Genomic DNA, 17793 nt, shown 5'->3' with positions numbered 1-17793 from the left:
TGTACCTGATAACCCCATGAATCTAATACTAATTAATAAAGCTGACTTTGTTGCGAGCGACACTGCGGTTCTAACAGATCATCGCTTTGAACATATTCGCTCAATACAAAAACCAGAGATTGGAGCCCTACTGAATGTAGGTTTTCTCAATGGAGCTCTAGGCAAAGGAGAAGTATTAGAACTCAATAACAGGTCTGTAACCCTAAAGGTATCTCTAGAAAAAGAGCCTCCTGCAGCATTACCTCTAACCCTAATATTGGCCCTACCCAGACCTAAAATGCTTAAACGGATACTACAAACTGTCTCCGCGATGGGTGTGAAAGAACTTTATCTGATTAATTCTTATCGAGTAGATAAAAGCTATTGGAGCACACCAATACTTAATCAAGTAGAAGAACAGCTCAAGCTTGGTTTGGAACAAGCTGGCGATACAATAATGCCGAAAGTTCATTTACGTAAACGCTTCAAGCCTTTTGTAGAAGATGAACTACCAGAGATCGCGCAAAATACGCGTGCTTTAGTTGCCCATCCCTATAATGCAGAACGATGCTCAACACCCGAATCTATTCCAACAACCTTAGCCATTGGTCCTGAGGGTGGTTTTATAGAATACGAAGTCGATAAACTAAATCAGTGCGGATTCAAATCAATCCATATTGGTGAGCGCATCTTAAGAGTTGAAAATGCAGTGCCGGTTTTGCTCGCTAAACTATTCCCAGTCTAAATTAGTCCAATAGTTTTCGATATCTTTGCCAGTCAAATGCTGGACCAGGGTCAGTTTTACGCTCTGGGGCTATATCAGAATGCCCAACGATTCTATCCAGTTCTATTTTTGGATAGATATCGCGTAACTGCTGGGTAAGGGTAGCTAAAGCGCTGTACTGATCATCCGAATAAGGATCTATATCCGTTCCTTCTAACTCGATGCCTATCGAAAAATCATTACAATTTTCTCTACCTTCAAAGATAGATACGCCAGCATGCCAAGCTCTACAGCCAGTTGGCACAAATTGGACAACATGACCACTTCGGTCAATTAGGAAATGAGCAGATACTTGAAGGTTTTTTATCTCTTCGAAAAAAGGATCGATCGTTACGTCTAACTTGTTCTGAAAAAATTGCTGAATGTAGCCACCACCAAACTTACCCGGAGGCAAACTAATGTTGTGGATAACCAACAACGAAATCTCGTTAGAGTCTGGGCGCTCATTAAAATTCGGCGAAGGCACAACCTCTACCCCTTTGTGCCAGTTTTGACCTGCAATATTCATTTATACCCTACCCGCTCTAGATCTATTTCGATAGAATCTGCATATTATCAGAGGCCCATTTGTAAAAGCCAAGCCTCACACATTTTCAATCAGGACCGACTATGTTGACCCGCGCAGAAATTCAGCACCTTATCCCAGACGCCGTTCGTTACGCTTTACAGGAAGATATAGGCAGTGGCGATATTACCGCACAACTTATTCCTGCTGAACAAACCGCAACAGCTCGCATCATCAGCCGCCAAGAAGCAGTTGTCTGTGGTGTCGACTGGGTAAATGAAGTTTTTCGCCAAGTAGACCCTGAACTAGAGCTAGACTGGCAAGTTGATGATGGTGACATCGTTCAACGCGACCAAGTACTTTTCTGGGCCAAAGGTTCTGCAAGAAACCTTCTAACAGCAGAGCGCGCGGCTTTAAACTTTCTACAAACGCTTTCAGGCACAGCTACTGTTAGTAAGTTCTACGCGGACAAAGTAGCTGGCACAACGGTAAAACTACTGGATACTCGCAAAACGCTTCCAGGCCTTCGCTTTGCACAGAAGTATGCCGTAACCTGTGGTGGCTGCTTCAACCACCGCATCGGATTATTCGACGCTTTCTTGATTAAAGAGAACCATATTATGGCCTGTGGTGGTATCGACGCCGCAATTGCCACAGCTAAATCAAATGAGCCAGGAAAGCCTGTCGAAGTTGAAGTGGAAACGATGGAAGAGCTTCATCAAGCACTAGAAGCTGGCGCAGACATCATTATGCTGGACAACTTCTCGCTAGAAGCGATGCGAGAGTCTGTTAAACTAACTCGCGGCATTGCCAAGCTTGAAGCCTCTGGTGGCATTACTGACGAAACCTTACGCCCTATCGCTGAAACCGGCGTAGACTACATCTCTATTGGTGCACTTACGAAACACTGTCAAGCAGTGGATCTATCAATGCGCCTAATTGAAGATTAATCTATTTTTCATGGCATCAACATCAAAAAAGGCTGCATTGACGCAGCCTTTTTTATATTCAACATCACACTCTGAAATAGAAGCTTACTGACAGCTATCTGCCGCTAGCTGATCCCAATCATCTTCTTTCTGGATTTTCACCACATCATAGATCTCTACAATGGCAGTTGTGACACCTTTGGCTTTAATGATTTCACAAGCCTTAGATGCCGCATGGTGAGGATTAACGCTGCCCGGAACAATACCAACAGCCATTACAGAATCATCATGCCACCACACAGGACGTGCAGGAAACTCAGACTGTTCGAGGATAGCGTTTTCTGCTGCGCTTTTAATTTGAGGGGTAAGTCTTTCAGTCGTATTAGCGATATACCAAGTCACACCAACGCAGGCAGCGATTAGAATAATTATTATGTTTCGTTTCATCGAGAGAAATCATTTATTGCTTAACATTAGTGAGCAAGATTACCACTCAAACAGATAGAGCGAAATAGTTAGAAAGTAAAGAATAAATATTGGACAGGAAGGGTAAATCTTTTGGAAGAAAAACAAAAAAGGGCTAAATAAATAGCCCTTTTTTGAAACTGATTAACCTACATTATGCATCTGGACCAGTTGTTACGTCAGCAGGAGTACCACCATCGTAGTTGTAAGTTAGTGCAGCAGCACTAACCTGATCATCTTTACAAGATCCCGGTAGGTATTGGAAAATCAGCTTAGCAGGGTCAGCACCACAATCCCAGCTCTGAATTGTTTGACCTGCAGCAGCACCATTAGGAGTTAAGAAAACCCATCCCGCATCCACAGTGGCCGCATCAATAGCGCGGGCTTGTACTGCTACACCACCAGAAGCACTGGTTGCGATACCATCTACGTAAAGCGTACCACCATTATCAGCTACCTCACAGCCCCACTCACCAGCACCTGGAAGCTCATCTGCACTCTGAGTCACCTCTGTAATAGTTGTACGACAGGAACTGCCCGCAAGAATAACTTCGGACATACGTGCTTTAATTGTATAGCTTTGGTAAGCAGGCAATGCGATAGCTGCCAAGATACCGATGATCGCAACTACGATCATCAATTCAATAAGGGTAAAACCTTGTTGTACTTTTTTCATTTTATTTCTCCAGCGAATAAAAATCCTTGGTATCAACCAAGTCCTTTGATTGTAGCGCATTTTTCAAAACGCGCCAGTGACCTATCCGAATTTCTTTTACATTCAGTATAGTGCGGATTTTCAAATCTTCATGCAAATGCTATTTTATGGTTCAAGTGCACTATAACTCATTATGAACTAATCTTTTTTCATAAACATACAGTCATATAAAATAGCATTCAGGGAATAGAAGGGAGCCAAACTTTGCAACCTAGTCAACCACTAAGCGGACTTGCCAAACGACTAGTCAACGAAGGCGTTTGTTCTGCAGAAGTTGCTGCAGATGCTTCTATACAATCAAGAGAAAAACAACAAACCTTCATTTCCTACGTCATTGAGCAAAGATTAGTAAGTGCATACCGTGCGGCAGCGGCAGCATCTGAAGAGTTTGGCATGCCACTTTTAGATCTCGATGCATTAGATCTAAACAGTTTGCCTCAAGGCTTAATCAACGACACTCTGATCACTAAGCACCATGCACTCCCTCTGCAAAAACGTGACAACCGTCTATTCGTAGCGATTTCTGATCCTACAAATATTCAAGCCTTAGATGAGTTCAAATTTCAAAGTGGTATCACCACTGAAGCGATCATTGTTGAAGAAGATAAACTCACACGAGCTATTGAAACCTTCTTAGAAGGTCAGGATTCAGCTTTAGATGAGTTAGAAGATAGTGATTTAGATAATTTGGAGATCTCTGATGGGTCAGCGCCTGACCAAGAAGAAAAAGAGAGTGAAGAAGACGCTACCAAAGATGCGCCTATTGTCCGATTTATCAATAAGATTCTTCTAGATTCAATAAAGAATGGCGCTTCCGACATTCACTTCGAACCTTATGAAAAAAGCTATCGAATCAGAAGCAGGATTGATGGCATTCTACAAGAAGTTGCTAAACCACCATCTAATCTAGCAGCTAGACTTTCCGCACGATTAAAAGTTATGTCCCAAATGGACATTTCCGAGCGGCGTGTCCCCCAAGATGGCCGTATCAAAATGCAAATATCTAAAAAACGGGCCATCGATTTTCGTGTAAATACACTTCCGACACTTTGGGGTGAAAAGATTGTACTTCGTATTCTTGACCCTAGCAGCGCAAAAATGGGCGTAGAAGCATTAGGCTTTGCTGATTTCCAGAAAGATCTATACCTAACAACTCTGCACAGACCGCAGGGAATGGTGCTAGTAACAGGTCCAACAGGTAGCGGTAAAACGGTTAGTCTTTACACAGGTCTTAACATTCTCAATACAGAAGAACGAAACATTTCCACTGCAGAAGATCCTGTAGAGATCAATTTAGAAGGGATTAACCAAGTACATGTAAATGCTAAAGTCGGACTTAATTTTGCTGAAGCACTTCGTGCATTCCTTCGCCAAGACCCCGATGTAGTAATGGTTGGTGAGATCCGAGATTTGGAAACAGCTGAAATAGCCATTAAAGCCGCCCAAACGGGTCATATGGTTTTATCAACACTTCACACCAATAGTGCGCCAGAAACACTGACTCGATTGAGAAACATGGGCGTACCAGCATTTAATATTGCGACCTCTGTAAGTCTTATTATTGCTCAACGATTAGGTCGACGCCTATGTGAAGCCTGTAAACGCCCGGTAACGTTACCAGAAGTAACTCTCAAGGAAGAAGGGTTTACTGACGAAGAAATTAATGATTTAACTCTATTTGAACCTAATCATGATGGTTGCAGTAAATGCAACCGAGGTTACAAAGGAAGGGTCGGTATCTATGAAATGCTACCTATGTCACCAGAAATTGCTGAAGTTATTATGGAGAATGGCAACTCTCTGGATATACTTAGGGTAGCTGAAACACAAAACTTCCAGAGTTTAAGACGCTCGGGATTGAAGAAAGTCGCTGAAGGAATCACAAGTCTTGAAGAGATGAATCGTGTCATCAAGACCTGATAACGGGAATTAATTTATGGCTAAAGAAGCCAAGCTTAGTACTTTCACCTGGCAAGGGAAAGACAAAAGCGGTAACAAAAGCAAAGGCAAAATCGATGCTTCGACTGCTGCTGCAGCTAAAGCGCAATTGCGTAAGCAAGGAATCTTAACCTCACGCATAGCTAAAGAACGCTCCGCGGGATTATTTAGCGCAAAAAATAAACCTATTAAGCCCGTGGACATAGCCTTCTTTACCCGTCAAATGGCGACTATGATGCGCTCCGGGGTTCCTTTACTTCAAGGTCTTGAAATTACCGCTGGTGGTATAGAGAAACAGAAGTTGAAAGATGTCGTTTATGAAATCAAGAATGATGTGAATAGCGGCACCGACTTTTCGACCTCTTTGACCAAACATCCTCAGCACTTCGACGATCTCTACTGCAATCTCGTAAACGCTGGTGAACAGTCTGGCGCATTAGACGCGATGCTAGATCGCATCGCGACATATAAAGAGAAGTTAGAATCCCTAAAAGCGAAGATCAAAAAGGCACTTACCTACCCTACTGCAGTAGTAATTGTAGGCATAATCGTTTCTGCGATCCTTCTCGTTAAAGTAGTTCCCCAGTTTGAGGATGTATTTAAGAGCTTTGGAGCAGAACTACCTGCATTCACACAGTTTGTGATAAACCTTTCTGAAATTGCTCAAGAATGGTGGTGGATAGTTTTAATCGCTGCAGCAGCATTTGGTTTTGCATTCCAAAAAGCTCGACAAAAATCAGCCAAATTTAGAGATAGTGTGGATAAAGCTATTCTCAAAATACCGGTTATAGGGCAAATTCTTCATAATGCTTCTATTGCACGATTTGCTCGAACATTATCGACTACCTTTGCCGCCGGCGTTCCATTGGTCAATGCTCTGGATTCCGCTGCTGGCGCATCAGGTAACGCTCTTTACCGTGATGCTATCTTGCAAATTAAGAACGGCGTATCTACAGGTCAATCCTTGCAAAACGCAGTTACCATGACAGGCGTTTTTCCAAACATGACGATCCAGATGATCGCCATAGGTGAGGAAGCCGGTTCTCTTGAAATGATGCTAGAAAAGGTAGCAGACTTCTATGAAGAGCAGGTCGATAATGCAGTTGATAATTTATCAAGCCTTTTAGAGCCTCTTATCATGGCTGTACTTGGCGTTCTCGTTGGTGGGCTTGTTGTTGCCATGTATCTCCCAATCTTCCAGCTTGGTCAAGTTGTATAAAGATAAGAACTGAATGAATACACTTATTTTTGATCCCGCGTGGGCTATCGCCTGCGCGTTTTTATTTTCTCTATGTGTTGGCAGCTTTCTTAATGTAGTCATTCATCGCTTACCCATTATGATGCAAAGGGAATGGGAGAGAGAGGTATCTGCTGAAGAAGAGATCGATCAAGAGCCTTATAACCTATCAGTACCAGCATCCACTTGCCCTAAGTGTCAACACAAAATCCGATGGTATGAAAACATACCTATTCTCAGCTGGATTTTCCTTCGCGCGAAATGCTCATCATGTGGGCTGCATATCCCTTTTCGGTACCCGTTTGTAGAACTATTTACTGCAGTCTGCTCTGCGTATGCTGTCTATGTTTACGGTTTTAACCTTATTGGATTAAGCATAGTTGTTCTGACATGGGTGCTTGTTTGCCTGATATTTATAGATATTGATCATCAACTTCTACCTGACCGTTTAACCCTTCCCTTGCTATGGTTAGGCTTATTCGTCAACAGTTTTGGGGGATTTGCATCTCTTGAACATGCGGTCTATGGCGCTATGGCAGGCTACCTAAGCTTATGGTCAATCTACTGGGCATTTAAACTACTAACTGGCAAAGAAGGTATGGGGTATGGTGATTTTAAATTGCTTGCAGCTCTAGGCGCTTGGGCAGGTATATATCAATTGCCACTGATTATTCTATTAAGCTCATTAGTCGGTGCGATAATTGGTATAGGTATGATGCTGTTTAAAAAACATTCATCTCAAACCCCTATTCCATTTGGCCCATATCTCGCAATTGCAGGATGGATAGCACTGATCTGGGGCGATACGCTGACGACAATTTACCTTCAACTTATAAGAATCTGATTTATGCATATTGTTGGTATCACTGGCGGCATAGGCTCAGGTAAAAACGCTGTAACTGACCGCTTACAAAAGTTTGGAATCACGGTTGTTGATGCTGACGTAGTCGCTCGTGAAGTTGTCGCTAAAGGTGAGCCGGCTCTAGATAAGATATCCGAACACTTCGGCAGTCATATTATCACTGAGAGTGGCGATTTAGATCGTACAGCTTTACGCAAAATAATATTCAGCGACAAAACAGCCAAAACCTGGCTAGAGCAGCTATTACACCCAATTATTCGCCATAGCATCAAACAGCAATTACATGATGCTGCAAGTAGTTATGCAGTGCTGTCCTCACCTCTCTTATTAGAAACAGACCAACACGAATTAGTTGAGACTGTAATCGTTGTTGATGCATCAGAAGAGTTACAATTAGCTCGAACTGTTAAGCGCGATAGCGCTAGCAAAGAACAGATCAAAGCAATTATGGCCGCCCAGTTGCCCCGCCAAGAAAGACTCAAAAAAGCAGATATTATCATCGATAACAATGCTGATTTAGAAAGCTTGGAAAATCAGGTTATCAAGCTACACACAGAGCTTAGTGAAGCTACAAAAGAGAAAAAGAAATGAGTAGTCCAAAAATAAAATGCCCAACCTGTTCCAAAGAGCAAGCTTGGGACAGCAGCAACCCTTTTAGACCCTTCTGTAGTGAACGTTGCAAAATGATTGATTTAGGCGCTTGGGCAAGCGAAGAATATTCAATACCTGAATCAAAAGCTGCTAGCGATTTTAGTAGCGGTGAAACGGAAGAACAGATTGATAAAGATCAGCCTATCCCTCCGACCATGCACTAATTGCCGCAATACCTTGCGCACCATTCTCCACAGCGAGAACTAAATCGCCTTTATCCATGCCACCCAACGCAAAAACAGGCACCAAGCTAGACTTAGCTAATTCGGAAAAATCCTTCCAACCTAATGGCTCTACCTCAGGGTGCGATTGCGTATGCTGTACTGGTGACAGCATTATGTAATCGACCCCTTTAGCTATCGCTTCGGACAGTTCATCAGCATTATGACAAGACGCACCCAGCCAACGCCCAGTGAACTCGTCTCTATGATTCAACTTTTCCAGATTACTCACTGAAAGATGAACTGCATCAAGAGCCAACTTATTCGCAATGTCTACCGTAGTGTTTACCGTAAAGAAAACATTTCTTACAGAGGCCGCATCTATTTGAGCATTGATGAAATCAATTGTTTTATCCAATGCTACTGAATCAGCCTCAAACAGCGGAGCTCGAAGGACAACACCTTCAGCTCCAGCCTTTATTGCTCGCATAATAGATACTTCAAGCTGTTGAAGATCTGAAAGATATGGCGTTATAGCAAGTGATTTCGGTAAAAGGCAGGCATCCAAGATCGGTTTATTTGCAGCAGGGAACTCATAGCCATCCAACTCATCAAGCTTCACCCAACGTACTGGCTGCCCTTCCTTACCCCAAGGCTCTCCCTCAAATTCAGTAATACTATAAACATCGAGTAAAACTGATTTATCAGGATAATGATAAGGAACCTCTATCAGCTTTTCTGCTTGGGTAAGTCTGATCCCCAGCTCTTCATCAAGCTCACGGCTTAAAGCATCAAGCACAGCTTCCCCTGACTCAACCTTACCACCGGGGAACTCCCACAAACCGCCCTGATGTTTATCATCAGGACGTTTCGCAATCAGCAACTCACGCTTACTATTCCAGATAGCAGCCGCTGCGACATGAACAACCTTATTAGCCATTAGCTACGGTAATCCGCATTGATGCTGACATAGTCATGGGAAAGGTCCGTAGTCCATACCGTCTCTGACACGTCACCACGATTAAGTACGACTCGAATTAGAATCTGTTCCTGGTCCATAACCGCCTGACCAGCTTCTTCAGTGTAAGTAGCGTCTTTTCCACCCTTACTAACGATACAAACATCGCCTAAATAGATCTCTAACGCATTAAGATCTAGATTTTCTATCTCGGCACGCCCAACTACCGCCAATACACGCCCCCAGTTTGGATCTGAAGCGAATAAAGCCGTTTTAACTAGAGGAGAGTGAGCAATATCAAAAGCCGTCTTCAAAGCTTCCTGCTGCGTCTTAGCTGACTCAACTTTTACTGTCACAAACTTAGTTGCACCCTCGCCATCACGTACAATCGCATGCGCCAAATCTTGCATAAGCTGTGTCAATTCAGTTTTGAATAAGGCTAGTAGGGAACGATCTTCCGCAGAAACTGATACACCTGATTTCCCAGTCGCAACCAACATACAAGAATCATTTGTAGATGTATCACTATCAACCGTAATACGGTTAAAGGAGCAATTGGCTGTATCAGTAAGTAGCACTTTCAATAAATCAGCATCAACTTGCGCATCTGTTGCCACATAGCCCAGCATTGTTGCCATATTTGGCTTAATCATGCCTGAGCCTTTTGATATACCAGTCAAAGTTACAACCTTGCCTTGGTACTCAAATTGACGGCTAGCGCCTTTGATTCGTGTATCAGTGGTTAAAATGCCTTCTGCAGCCTCATCCCAACCTGATTCCGATAGCACCTCTTTAGCTGCAGGCAAAGCTGAAACTAATTTTTCTACAGGCAACTTTTCACCGATAACACCAGTGGAAAAAGGAAGAACTGCCTCAACACCCGAATCGCAAAGCTTAGCGACCTCTTCACAGGTTGTAATAGCATCATTCCAACCTTCCTCACCAGTACCCGCATTAGCGTTGCCTGTATTAACGATAAAATATCGCGTTGCTGCAGCGTCTAAATGTTTTTTAGAAATCTGCACCGGCGCTGCGCAAAAAGCATTCAAAGTAAAAACGCCTGCGACAGTAGCTTCTTCACACAACTCCATCAGCACTACATCTTTTCGACCTGGAGTTTTAATACCTGCAGAAGCTGTTCCTAATTTAAACCCTGCAACTGGGTGCATTTTTTCTGGAAATGTAGCTGGCCCGACTGCCATTTTCTGTCTCCTAAGATGCAGAAAGCAGCTTAAAAGCTGCTTTCTGTGTTGACCAATAAACAGTTCACTCTTACGAAAGCTTACCGTGACACTGCTTGTATTTTTTACCTGAACCACATGGACATGGTTCGTTACGACCTACTTTACGGCCATCTCGAACGAAAGTTTCTGGCTGAGCTTGCTCTTCAGCATTGGAACTTTCACCCTCTTCACCCGACATAGCTGAGCTATTGTCATGTTTAAAGTCCATCTGCTGTCGTTCAGCTTGCTCACGACGCTGCTGCTCCATCGCTTCAACATCTTCTGGCTGCTGAACTTGCACATGACTTAGAATACGAATGACATCACGCTTGATATTTTCCAGCAATTCTTGGAATAGGTGGAAAGATTCACGCTTGTATTCCTGCTTAGGGTTCTTCTGTGCATAACCTCGAAGGTGAATACCCTGTCGCAGGTGATCCATTGTCTGTAGGTGTTCTTTCCACAGAGTATCTAGCACCTGAAGCATAACCTGCTTCTCAAAGTTACGCATTGTAGATTCGCCCACTTGCGCTTCTTTCTGCTGATAAACCTCTAGCACTGTATCCTGAACTTTTTGATGCAGGGTTTCTTCATGTAATGAATCATCCTGATCTAGCCACTCTTGGATAGGCATTTTAATGGAGAAATCAGTTTCCAATGCCTTCTCAAGACCCGGAATATCCCACTGCTCTTCAAGGCTCTGCGGCGGAACAAACTCACTAAATTTATTCGCGACAACCTCTTCACGAACAGAATTAACTGTTTCAGAGATATCGTCAGTTGCCATCAAATCATTACGCTGCTCGTAGATGATTGTACGCTGATCATTAGCTACATCATCATACTCAAGCAATGACTTACGGATATCAAAGTTACGGCCTTCTACTTTACGCTGCGCTTTCTCAATCGCATTGCTTACCATCTTATGCTCGATAGCTTCACCACGCTCCATACCTAGCGCTTGCATCAACTGTCTTACACGATCAGAAGCGAAGATTCGCATCAAATCATCTTCTAGTGACAAGAAGAATCGAGATGAACCTGGGTCGCCCTGACGACCTGCACGACCACGTAGCTGGTTATCAATACGACGAGACTCATGACGTTCAGTACCTACAATATGTAGACCGCCATTTTCCAATACCTGTTCATGGCGCTTCTGCCATGCAGCCGTCAATTCAGCAACTTGTTCTTCAGATGGGTTATCAAGTTCAGCTAGTTCAGCCTCTAACTTACCACCCAACACAATATCGGTACCACGACCAGCCATGTTAGTCGCGATAGTCACAGCACCTGGACGACCTGCCTGAGCAATGATTGACGCTTCACCACCGTGGTTCTTTGCGTTCAATACATTGTGCGTAATTTTTTCTTTCTTCAGTAATGAAGAGATTAACTCAGATGATTCGATGGACGCTGTACCTACCAGTACTGGACGTTCAGCTTCCTGACAAGCACGAATCTCTTTGATAATAGCTTCGTACTTTTCTTCAACCGTCAGGTAAACCAGATCATTCTCATCTTTACGAGCGATCGCTTTGTTGGTTGGAATTACAACAACATCTAAACCGTAAATCTGACGCAGCTCGAATGCTTCCGTATCCGCCGTACCCGTCATACCAGACAGTTTGTCGTATAGACGGAAGTAGTTCTGGAATGTGGTTGAGGCAAAAGTCTGGCTCTCATTCTGAACCGATACACCCTCTTTTGCTTCTACCGCTTGGTGCAAACCTTCTGACCAACGTCGGCCTTCCATGATTCGACCCGTGTGCTCATCGACAATCACAACCTGATTGCCCTGAACAATGTAATCAACATCACGTTGGAATAAGTTATGCGCTCTCAACCCCGCTAGCACGTGGTGCAGCAGGTTAAGGTTCTGAGGTGCATACAGGCTATCACCTTCACTCAGAAGACCTTTTTGCGCCAGCATCTCTTCAACAGCAGTATGACCCGCTTCAGTCAGTTCAACCGTACGGTTTTTCTCATCAACAACGAAGTGCTCGTTAATTTCCTGCTCTTCGTCCTGAGGATCAATTTCACCATCGAATTTCTCTAACGAAGGAATCAACTCATTAATGGTGATGTATAACTGAGAACTATCTTCAGCTGGACCTGAGATAATCAAAGGCGTACGTGCTTCGTCGATTAGGATGGAGTCAACCTCATCGACTACGGCAAAATTAAAGCCACGCTGTACTTTCTCAGCAGTACTGAATGCCATATTATCGCGAAGATAATCAAAGCCAAATTCGTTGTTTGTACCGTAAGTGATATCACAAGCATAGGCAGCACGTTTCACTTCTGGATTTTGACCAGAAAGCGCAACACCTACCGTTAAGCCTAGAGATTCATAAAGAGGGCGCATCCATTCAGCATCACGCTCTGCTAGGTAATCATTCACTGTGACTACGTGAACGCCTTCAGCAGGCAGTGCATTTAGATATACGGCTAATGTTGCTACAAGGGTTTTACCTTCACCCGTACGCATTTCGGCAACTTTGCCATCATTCAGTGTCATACCACCAATAAGCTGAACATCAAAATGGCGCATACCCATAACACGCTTTGATGCTTCTCTTACCGTAGCAAAAGCTTCAGGAAGGATCTGTTCCAAAGTCGCGCCATCTTCAAGACGCTGACGGAACTCAACCGTTTTAGCTTTTAGCTCTTCATCCGTTAGTTTTTCTAGATCTACTTCCAACGCATTGATCGCCTTTACGATCTTACCCATGCGCTTCAATTCGCGATCATTCTTACTACCAAAAACTTTCTTAAACAGTCCTGTCAGCATATCTCGACTTATACCTGTGAAGTCTAAAACCTGTAGTCCGCTCGATTAGCGGATAAAAATTAACTCAGCATTCTACCTTTATTGGGGGCAGAAAATGAATCTAAAAGGGGAAATAAAAAAAATATGGAAAAAAGATAGAAAAATAGAAAAAAAAAGCCGAACTATAAAAGTTCGGCTCTTAATTCTGTCTATCAATCAGACCGCTAACACTGGCTTCTGATAAGAGATAGGTGCGCTTTCTTCATTATCTTCGAAAGTCACCACTTCCCAAGCATCCTCTTGCGCCAATAACTCACGCAATAGACGATTGTTTAGGTAATGTCCTGATTTGTTTCCGTAAAACTCACCGATCAAGCTCTTACCTAGTAGATACAGATCACCCACCGCATCCAGCACTTTATGCTTCACAAATTCATCGTCATATCGAAGGCCGTCTTCATTAAGAATACGGTAATCATCAACTACGATCGCATTATCAAAGCTACCACCTAATGCTAGGTTTTGAGAGCGAAGATATTCATAGTCACTCATAAAACCAAAGGTTCTCGCACGGCTAACTTCTTTAACAAAAGAAGTACTAGAGAAGTCTAGGAAAGATTCCATGTTACGGCCTTCAAATGCAGGGTGTTCAAAATCAATTTTGAAGCCCACTTTAAAGCCATCAAACGGTTTGAACGTCGCTGACTTGCCATCAGCTTCAACCGTTACTTCTTTCTTAATACGGATAAATTCTTTAGGAGCATTCTGCTCTTCTAGGCCTGCCGACTGGATCAAGAATACAAACGGCGCAGCACTACCATCCATAATTGGAACTTCTTCTGCGCTTAACTCAACAAAGGCATTATCAATACCTAAGCCAGCCATTGCAGAAAGTAGGTGCTCAACAGTCGCTATACGCGCGCCATCTTTAGCCAGGTTGGTTGACAGTTTTGTATCAGAAACATTGTGCGCGTGCGCAAGGATCTCAACAACTGGATCCAAGTCAGTACGACGGAAAACAATACCGGTATTTACTGGCGCAGGTTTCAACGTCAGATAAACTTTCTGACCCGTATGCAAACCAATACCTGTTGCTTTAATGCTGTTTTTTAATGTTCTCTGTTTAATCATGCTATCTGCCAAAAAATAAAATAGGCCACTCTAGCGCGAGATACTAACAAATAATCGCCCTTTTAGAAAGGACATTCCAATTAATCCGCTTGTTTGCGCAGAAAAGTAGGAATATCTAAATAAGCGGACTCGCTCTCAGTACCTGTTGATTTTAACAACTCACTTTCAGGCTCAGCCGGCCCGTCAAGCGCCTCATTTTTTTTGCGACGCAAAACCGTTGGCAGATCGATCTGCTCAAGGTCTAAACTTCCATCCACTTTTTGCATTCCGCCAGAAACAGGGCGAACCGTTTCTTCTGGCTTATCCAAACCCGTAGCAACAACTGTCACTTTGAGTTCGTCAGTCATCTCAGGTTCAATAACTGTACCGATAACAATCGTGGCATTTTCAGATGCGTACTCTTCAATCTGATTACCTACTTCTGTAAATTCGCCTAAGCTGAGATCCATACCGGCAGTGATATTGACCAAGATACCGCTCGCGCCTTTCAGATCTACGTTATCAAGCAGTGGACTCTTGATCGCTTTCTCTGCAGCTTCAGCAGCTCGATTCTCACCACGTGCACCACCAGTACCCATCATCGCCATGCCCATTTCAGACATAACAGTCCGCACATCAGCAAAATCGACATTGATCATACCCGGACGCGTAATAAGATCCGAAATACCCTGAACAGCCCCTTTCAAAACATCGTTGGCAGACTCAAATGCATTCAAAAGGCTGCAATTACGGCCTAGTACCTGCATCAGTTTTTCGTTAGGGATAATAATGAGGGAATCAACGCTTTCGCGAAGCTCTTTGATACCTTCAATAGCAATACTCATTCGCTTACGGCCTTCAAATGGGAAAGGCTTTGTCACTACCGCGACTGTAAGAATCCCGAGTTCTTTAGCTACTTCGGCTACGATAGGAGCGGCACCCGTACCTGTACCACCGCCCATACCAGCCGTGATAAACACCATATCCGCACCTTGCAACATTTCTGCAATGCGATCCCGATCTTCCATGGCTGCCTGACGACCAACCTCTGGATTTGCACCCGCGCCTAGGCCTTTGGTTAGCGTATTACCAAGCTGGATAACTTTTTGGGACGCCATAGATGAAAGCGCTTGCGCATCTGTATTTGCACAAACAAATTCCACCCCTTCTAGGTCACCACTTTCCATGTGTTTTACAGCGTTTCCGCCTCCACCACCAACACCGATAACTTTTATAACGGCATTTTGCGGAACGCTATCTAACAGTTCAAACATTGTTAGCTCCTTTAGTGCCCTGCCAAGCACTATCCCCTAATAAAGCAGCACGCTACTTTTGCTGCTATAAATCTAAAAACCTTCAGCTTGTTCAGAAGTTGTTCTGAAACCAAGCTCTCATCTTGTCTAATACACTCTTTTGCGAACCAACAACGACTTCTGGCTCGACGTCTTGCTCAACAGCACCAACATGATCTTGTTGTGCGTATTGCAGAAGCCCCATACCTGTTGCATATATAGGGCTACTTAAAATATCTTCCATCCCACGTACACCGTGAGGTGTCGCCAAGCGAACCGGCATATGGAAAATTTCCTCAGCTAATTCAATAGCACCTTCCATTTTCGAGGTTCCGCCTGTTAGCACGATGCCTGCAGCAACTAGATCTTCAAAACCACTGCGTCTCAACTCAGCCTGAATCAGGCTAAACAGCTCTTCGTAACGGGGCTCAACCACTTCCGCTAACGACTGTCGAGAAAGATCCCTAGCAGGCCTATCACCAACACCAGGCACCTTAACGGTCTCTTCACCTGTAGCGAGCTGCGCTAAAGCACAGGCATATTTAACTTTGATCTCTTCTGCGTGCTGCGTAGGTGTTCGCAAAGCCATCGCAATATCGTTGGTCACTTGATCACCAGCTATCGGGATTACAGCGGTATGACGAATAGAACCACCCGTAAAAATAGAGATATCAGAGGTACCACCGCCGATATCCACCATACAAACACCTAGTTCTTTCTCATCTTCAGTCAAAACTGAATAACTAGAAGCTAATTGCTCTAGAACTAAGTTATCTACCTCTAGACCACAGCGGCGAACACACTTCTCAATATTCTGAGCAGCATTCACTGAACCAGTTACAAGGTGCACCTTCGCTTCTAAACGCACGCCCGACATACCCAAAGGCTCTTTAATCCCCTCTGAGCTATCGATCTCATACTCTTGAGGCAAAATGTGTAAGATTTTCTGATCAGCAGGGATTGCCACTGCTCGCGCAGCATCAATCACTCGCTCTAGATCATACTCAGTCACTTCTCGATCACGAACAGCCACAATTCCATGAGAATTCAGGCTATTAATATGACTACCTGCGATACCAACAGCCACAGAGTGAATCTTACAGCCAGCCATCAACTCAGCCTCTTCAACCGCACGCTGAATCGAGCTCACTGTTGATTCGATATTCACTACAACGCCTTTTTTCAGACCTCGAGATGGATGCGAGCCAATGCCGATAATTTCGATGGCACCATCAATACCGATCTCCCCTACAAGGCACAGTACCTTTGAGGTCCCGATATCAAGCGCAACAACCATATTGTTTTCCATCGAACCACTCATTATGTTTTATCCTGCATTTCGCTTTCGGGTTTTTCCCGCCATTTCACCGCCACCCCATGGGTGTAACGTATATCGATTGATTCAATATCAGCCGCTTGAGCAGCCAATCGTTGTTTATACAAAGTCAAAAAGCGTTGTAAACGCGCATTAATCGCCTCTCGACCTACAACCACTTTGATTTGATTATCTAATTCTATTGTCCAGGCACCACGAGCCTCTAAATCCAGTGCAACAACACTCAGCCCCATCGGCTTCAGCATCTGATTAAAATCATGGAACTGTGACATGACCCTTTCAGTATCTGGAGCAGGCCCACTCAATCTAGGTAAACTCCGATACTCTTTAGAAAGCTCCGGCCAAAATATATCGCCCTGATGGTTCAACAATCCCCTCTCTCCCCAACGAGCAACCGGCACCTCTTCCTCAACTTCAACCAGCAAGGTATCGGGCCAATCTCGTCGAATAGAGGAGACCCTGACCCACGGTTGTTCACTTACTAATGATTGAACCGATTCAATATCAACCTCTAATAGATTCGCTGTTAGGTCACCAGCGATAATCTTCCCTAACTTTTCTCGGTCCAAATGCTGGGTTTTACCTTCAATCACTACGCTCGTTACCGGACGATCCAGCCACTGCCATAAGTTATGAGCAATACCCCATAAAACGCCGATAAAAATAACCAGCGAAGATAACGTCCAAAATGGTTTCCACCAAAACTCAGAATCGTTATTTACCAGGCCATCCTTTTTAGGATTTTTTTTATCCGTTTTCCCTTTTACAGGTTCTTCTATAGCGATCTTTTCACGACTCGCACCGCGCGGCTTAGCAAGTTCTACTTCTTGCTCCTCCAACGCTTCAGCTTGTCGAAAAAATCGCAAAAGGTTCAT

17 protein-coding genes are annotated in these 17793 nt (G+C 43.9%); 7 read left to right on the top strand and 10 right to left on the bottom strand.

Translation table 11 applies throughout. From position 1 onward, the window contains the following. Positions 1-16 precede the first annotated feature (16 nt). Positions 17-724: a 16S rRNA (uracil(1498)-N(3))-methyltransferase gene (locus ACMXYP_RS03705; protein ID WP_415883663.1), complete on the top strand. Its 708-nt coding sequence runs from the start codon at positions 17-19 to the stop codon at positions 722-724. 1 nt (position 725) lies between these two features. Here the strand turns inward: ACMXYP_RS03705 and ampD are convergent, their stop codons facing one another. Further along, positions 726-1271: a 1,6-anhydro-N-acetylmuramyl-L-alanine amidase AmpD gene (ampD, locus tag ACMXYP_RS03700; protein WP_415883662.1), complete on the bottom strand. Its 546-nt coding sequence runs from the start codon at positions 1269-1271 to the stop codon at positions 726-728. Between the two features lie 101 nt (positions 1272-1372). Here ampD and nadC point away from each other — a divergent pair, with 101 nt between their 5' ends. Further along, positions 1373-2218, top strand: a complete 846-nt coding sequence (gene nadC / locus ACMXYP_RS03695; protein WP_415883661.1) for a carboxylating nicotinate-nucleotide diphosphorylase — start codon at positions 1373-1375, stop codon at positions 2216-2218. 84 nt (positions 2219-2302) lie between these two features. On the opposite strand, the gene ACMXYP_RS03690 is transcribed toward nadC, so the two are convergent. Together ACMXYP_RS03690 and ACMXYP_RS03685 are read right to left on the bottom strand one after the other, a co-directional pair. Beyond that, positions 2303-2644: a hypothetical protein gene (locus ACMXYP_RS03690; protein ID WP_415883660.1), complete on the bottom strand. Its 342-nt coding sequence runs from the start codon at positions 2642-2644 to the stop codon at positions 2303-2305. 172 nt (positions 2645-2816) lie between these two features. Beyond that, a complete protein-coding gene (locus ACMXYP_RS03685; protein ID WP_415883659.1) occupies positions 2817-3338 on the bottom strand; it encodes a pilin in 522 nt (173 codons plus the stop codon). A 243-nt stretch (positions 3339-3581) separates the two neighbouring features. On the opposite strand from ACMXYP_RS03685, the gene pilB reads away from it, so the two are divergent. The 5 genes from pilB to ACMXYP_RS03660 are packed head-to-tail and all read left to right on the top strand — an operon-like array spanning position 3582 to position 8229. Beyond that, a complete protein-coding gene (gene pilB, locus ACMXYP_RS03680; protein WP_415883658.1) occupies positions 3582-5297 on the top strand; it encodes a type IV-A pilus assembly ATPase PilB in 1716 nt (571 codons plus the stop codon). A gap of 16 nt (positions 5298-5313) precedes the next feature. After that, complete coding sequence (locus ACMXYP_RS03675; protein WP_415883657.1) at positions 5314-6534, top strand: type II secretion system F family protein; 1221 nt, start codon at positions 5314-5316, stop codon at positions 6532-6534. A 13-nt stretch (positions 6535-6547) separates the two neighbouring features. Continuing rightward, complete coding sequence (locus ACMXYP_RS03670) at positions 6548-7396, top strand: prepilin peptidase (RefSeq protein WP_415883656.1); 849 nt, start codon at positions 6548-6550, stop codon at positions 7394-7396. Positions 7397-7399: 3 nt separating this feature from the next. Continuing rightward, positions 7400-8005 (top strand): dephospho-CoA kinase, encoded by a 606-nt coding sequence (gene coaE, locus ACMXYP_RS03665; RefSeq protein WP_415883655.1) that lies wholly within the window; start codon positions 7400-7402, stop codon positions 8003-8005. Beyond that, the gene (locus ACMXYP_RS03660) at positions 8002-8229 is read left to right on the top strand and encodes a DNA gyrase inhibitor YacG (protein WP_415883654.1); all 228 of its coding nucleotides are present in this window, start codon (positions 8002-8004) and stop codon (positions 8227-8229) included. The genes coaE and ACMXYP_RS03660 overlap by 4 nt, the downstream gene beginning before the upstream one ends. Here ACMXYP_RS03660 and ACMXYP_RS03655 read toward each other — a convergent pair. The 7 genes from ACMXYP_RS03655 to ACMXYP_RS03625 form a co-directional block, all read right to left on the bottom strand. Next, positions 8207-9166, bottom strand: a complete 960-nt coding sequence (locus ACMXYP_RS03655; protein ID WP_415883653.1) for a Nudix family hydrolase — start codon at positions 9164-9166, stop codon at positions 8207-8209. The genes ACMXYP_RS03660 and ACMXYP_RS03655 overlap by 23 nt on opposite strands. Then, a complete protein-coding gene (gene argJ, locus ACMXYP_RS03650; RefSeq protein ID WP_415883652.1) occupies positions 9166-10386 on the bottom strand; it encodes a bifunctional glutamate N-acetyltransferase/amino-acid acetyltransferase ArgJ in 1221 nt (406 codons plus the stop codon). The genes ACMXYP_RS03655 and argJ overlap by 1 nt, the downstream gene beginning before the upstream one ends. A gap of 70 nt (positions 10387-10456) precedes the next feature. Further along, positions 10457-13201, bottom strand: a complete 2745-nt coding sequence (gene secA, locus ACMXYP_RS03645; RefSeq protein ID WP_415883651.1) for a preprotein translocase subunit SecA — start codon at positions 13199-13201, stop codon at positions 10457-10459. A 195-nt stretch (positions 13202-13396) separates the two neighbouring features. Then, entirely contained in the window at positions 13397-14311 is a 915-nt protein-coding gene (gene lpxC / locus ACMXYP_RS03640) for a UDP-3-O-acyl-N-acetylglucosamine deacetylase (RefSeq protein WP_415883650.1), read from the bottom strand. Positions 14312-14391: 80 nt separating this feature from the next. Further along, positions 14392-15564 (bottom strand): cell division protein FtsZ, encoded by a 1173-nt coding sequence (ftsZ, locus tag ACMXYP_RS03635; protein WP_415883649.1) that lies wholly within the window; start codon positions 15562-15564, stop codon positions 14392-14394. 91 nt (positions 15565-15655) lie between these two features. Then, positions 15656-16903 carry a cell division protein FtsA gene (gene ftsA, locus ACMXYP_RS03630; RefSeq protein WP_415883648.1) on the bottom strand — a complete coding sequence of 416 codons (1248 nt, stop codon included), beginning with the start codon at positions 16901-16903 and terminating at the stop codon, positions 15656-15658. Next, complete coding sequence (locus ACMXYP_RS03625; protein WP_415883647.1) at positions 16903-17793, bottom strand: cell division protein FtsQ/DivIB; 891 nt, start codon at positions 17791-17793, stop codon at positions 16903-16905. The genes ftsA and ACMXYP_RS03625 overlap by 1 nt, the downstream gene beginning before the upstream one ends.

This window comes from Neptuniibacter sp. QD34_54, from assembly GCF_047778055.1.
Taxonomy (GTDB): domain Bacteria; phylum Pseudomonadota; class Gammaproteobacteria; order Pseudomonadales; family Balneatricaceae; genus Neptuniibacter.
Note: the sequence above shows the minus strand (reverse complement) of the source record. Positions and strands in the feature narration are given on the sequence as shown.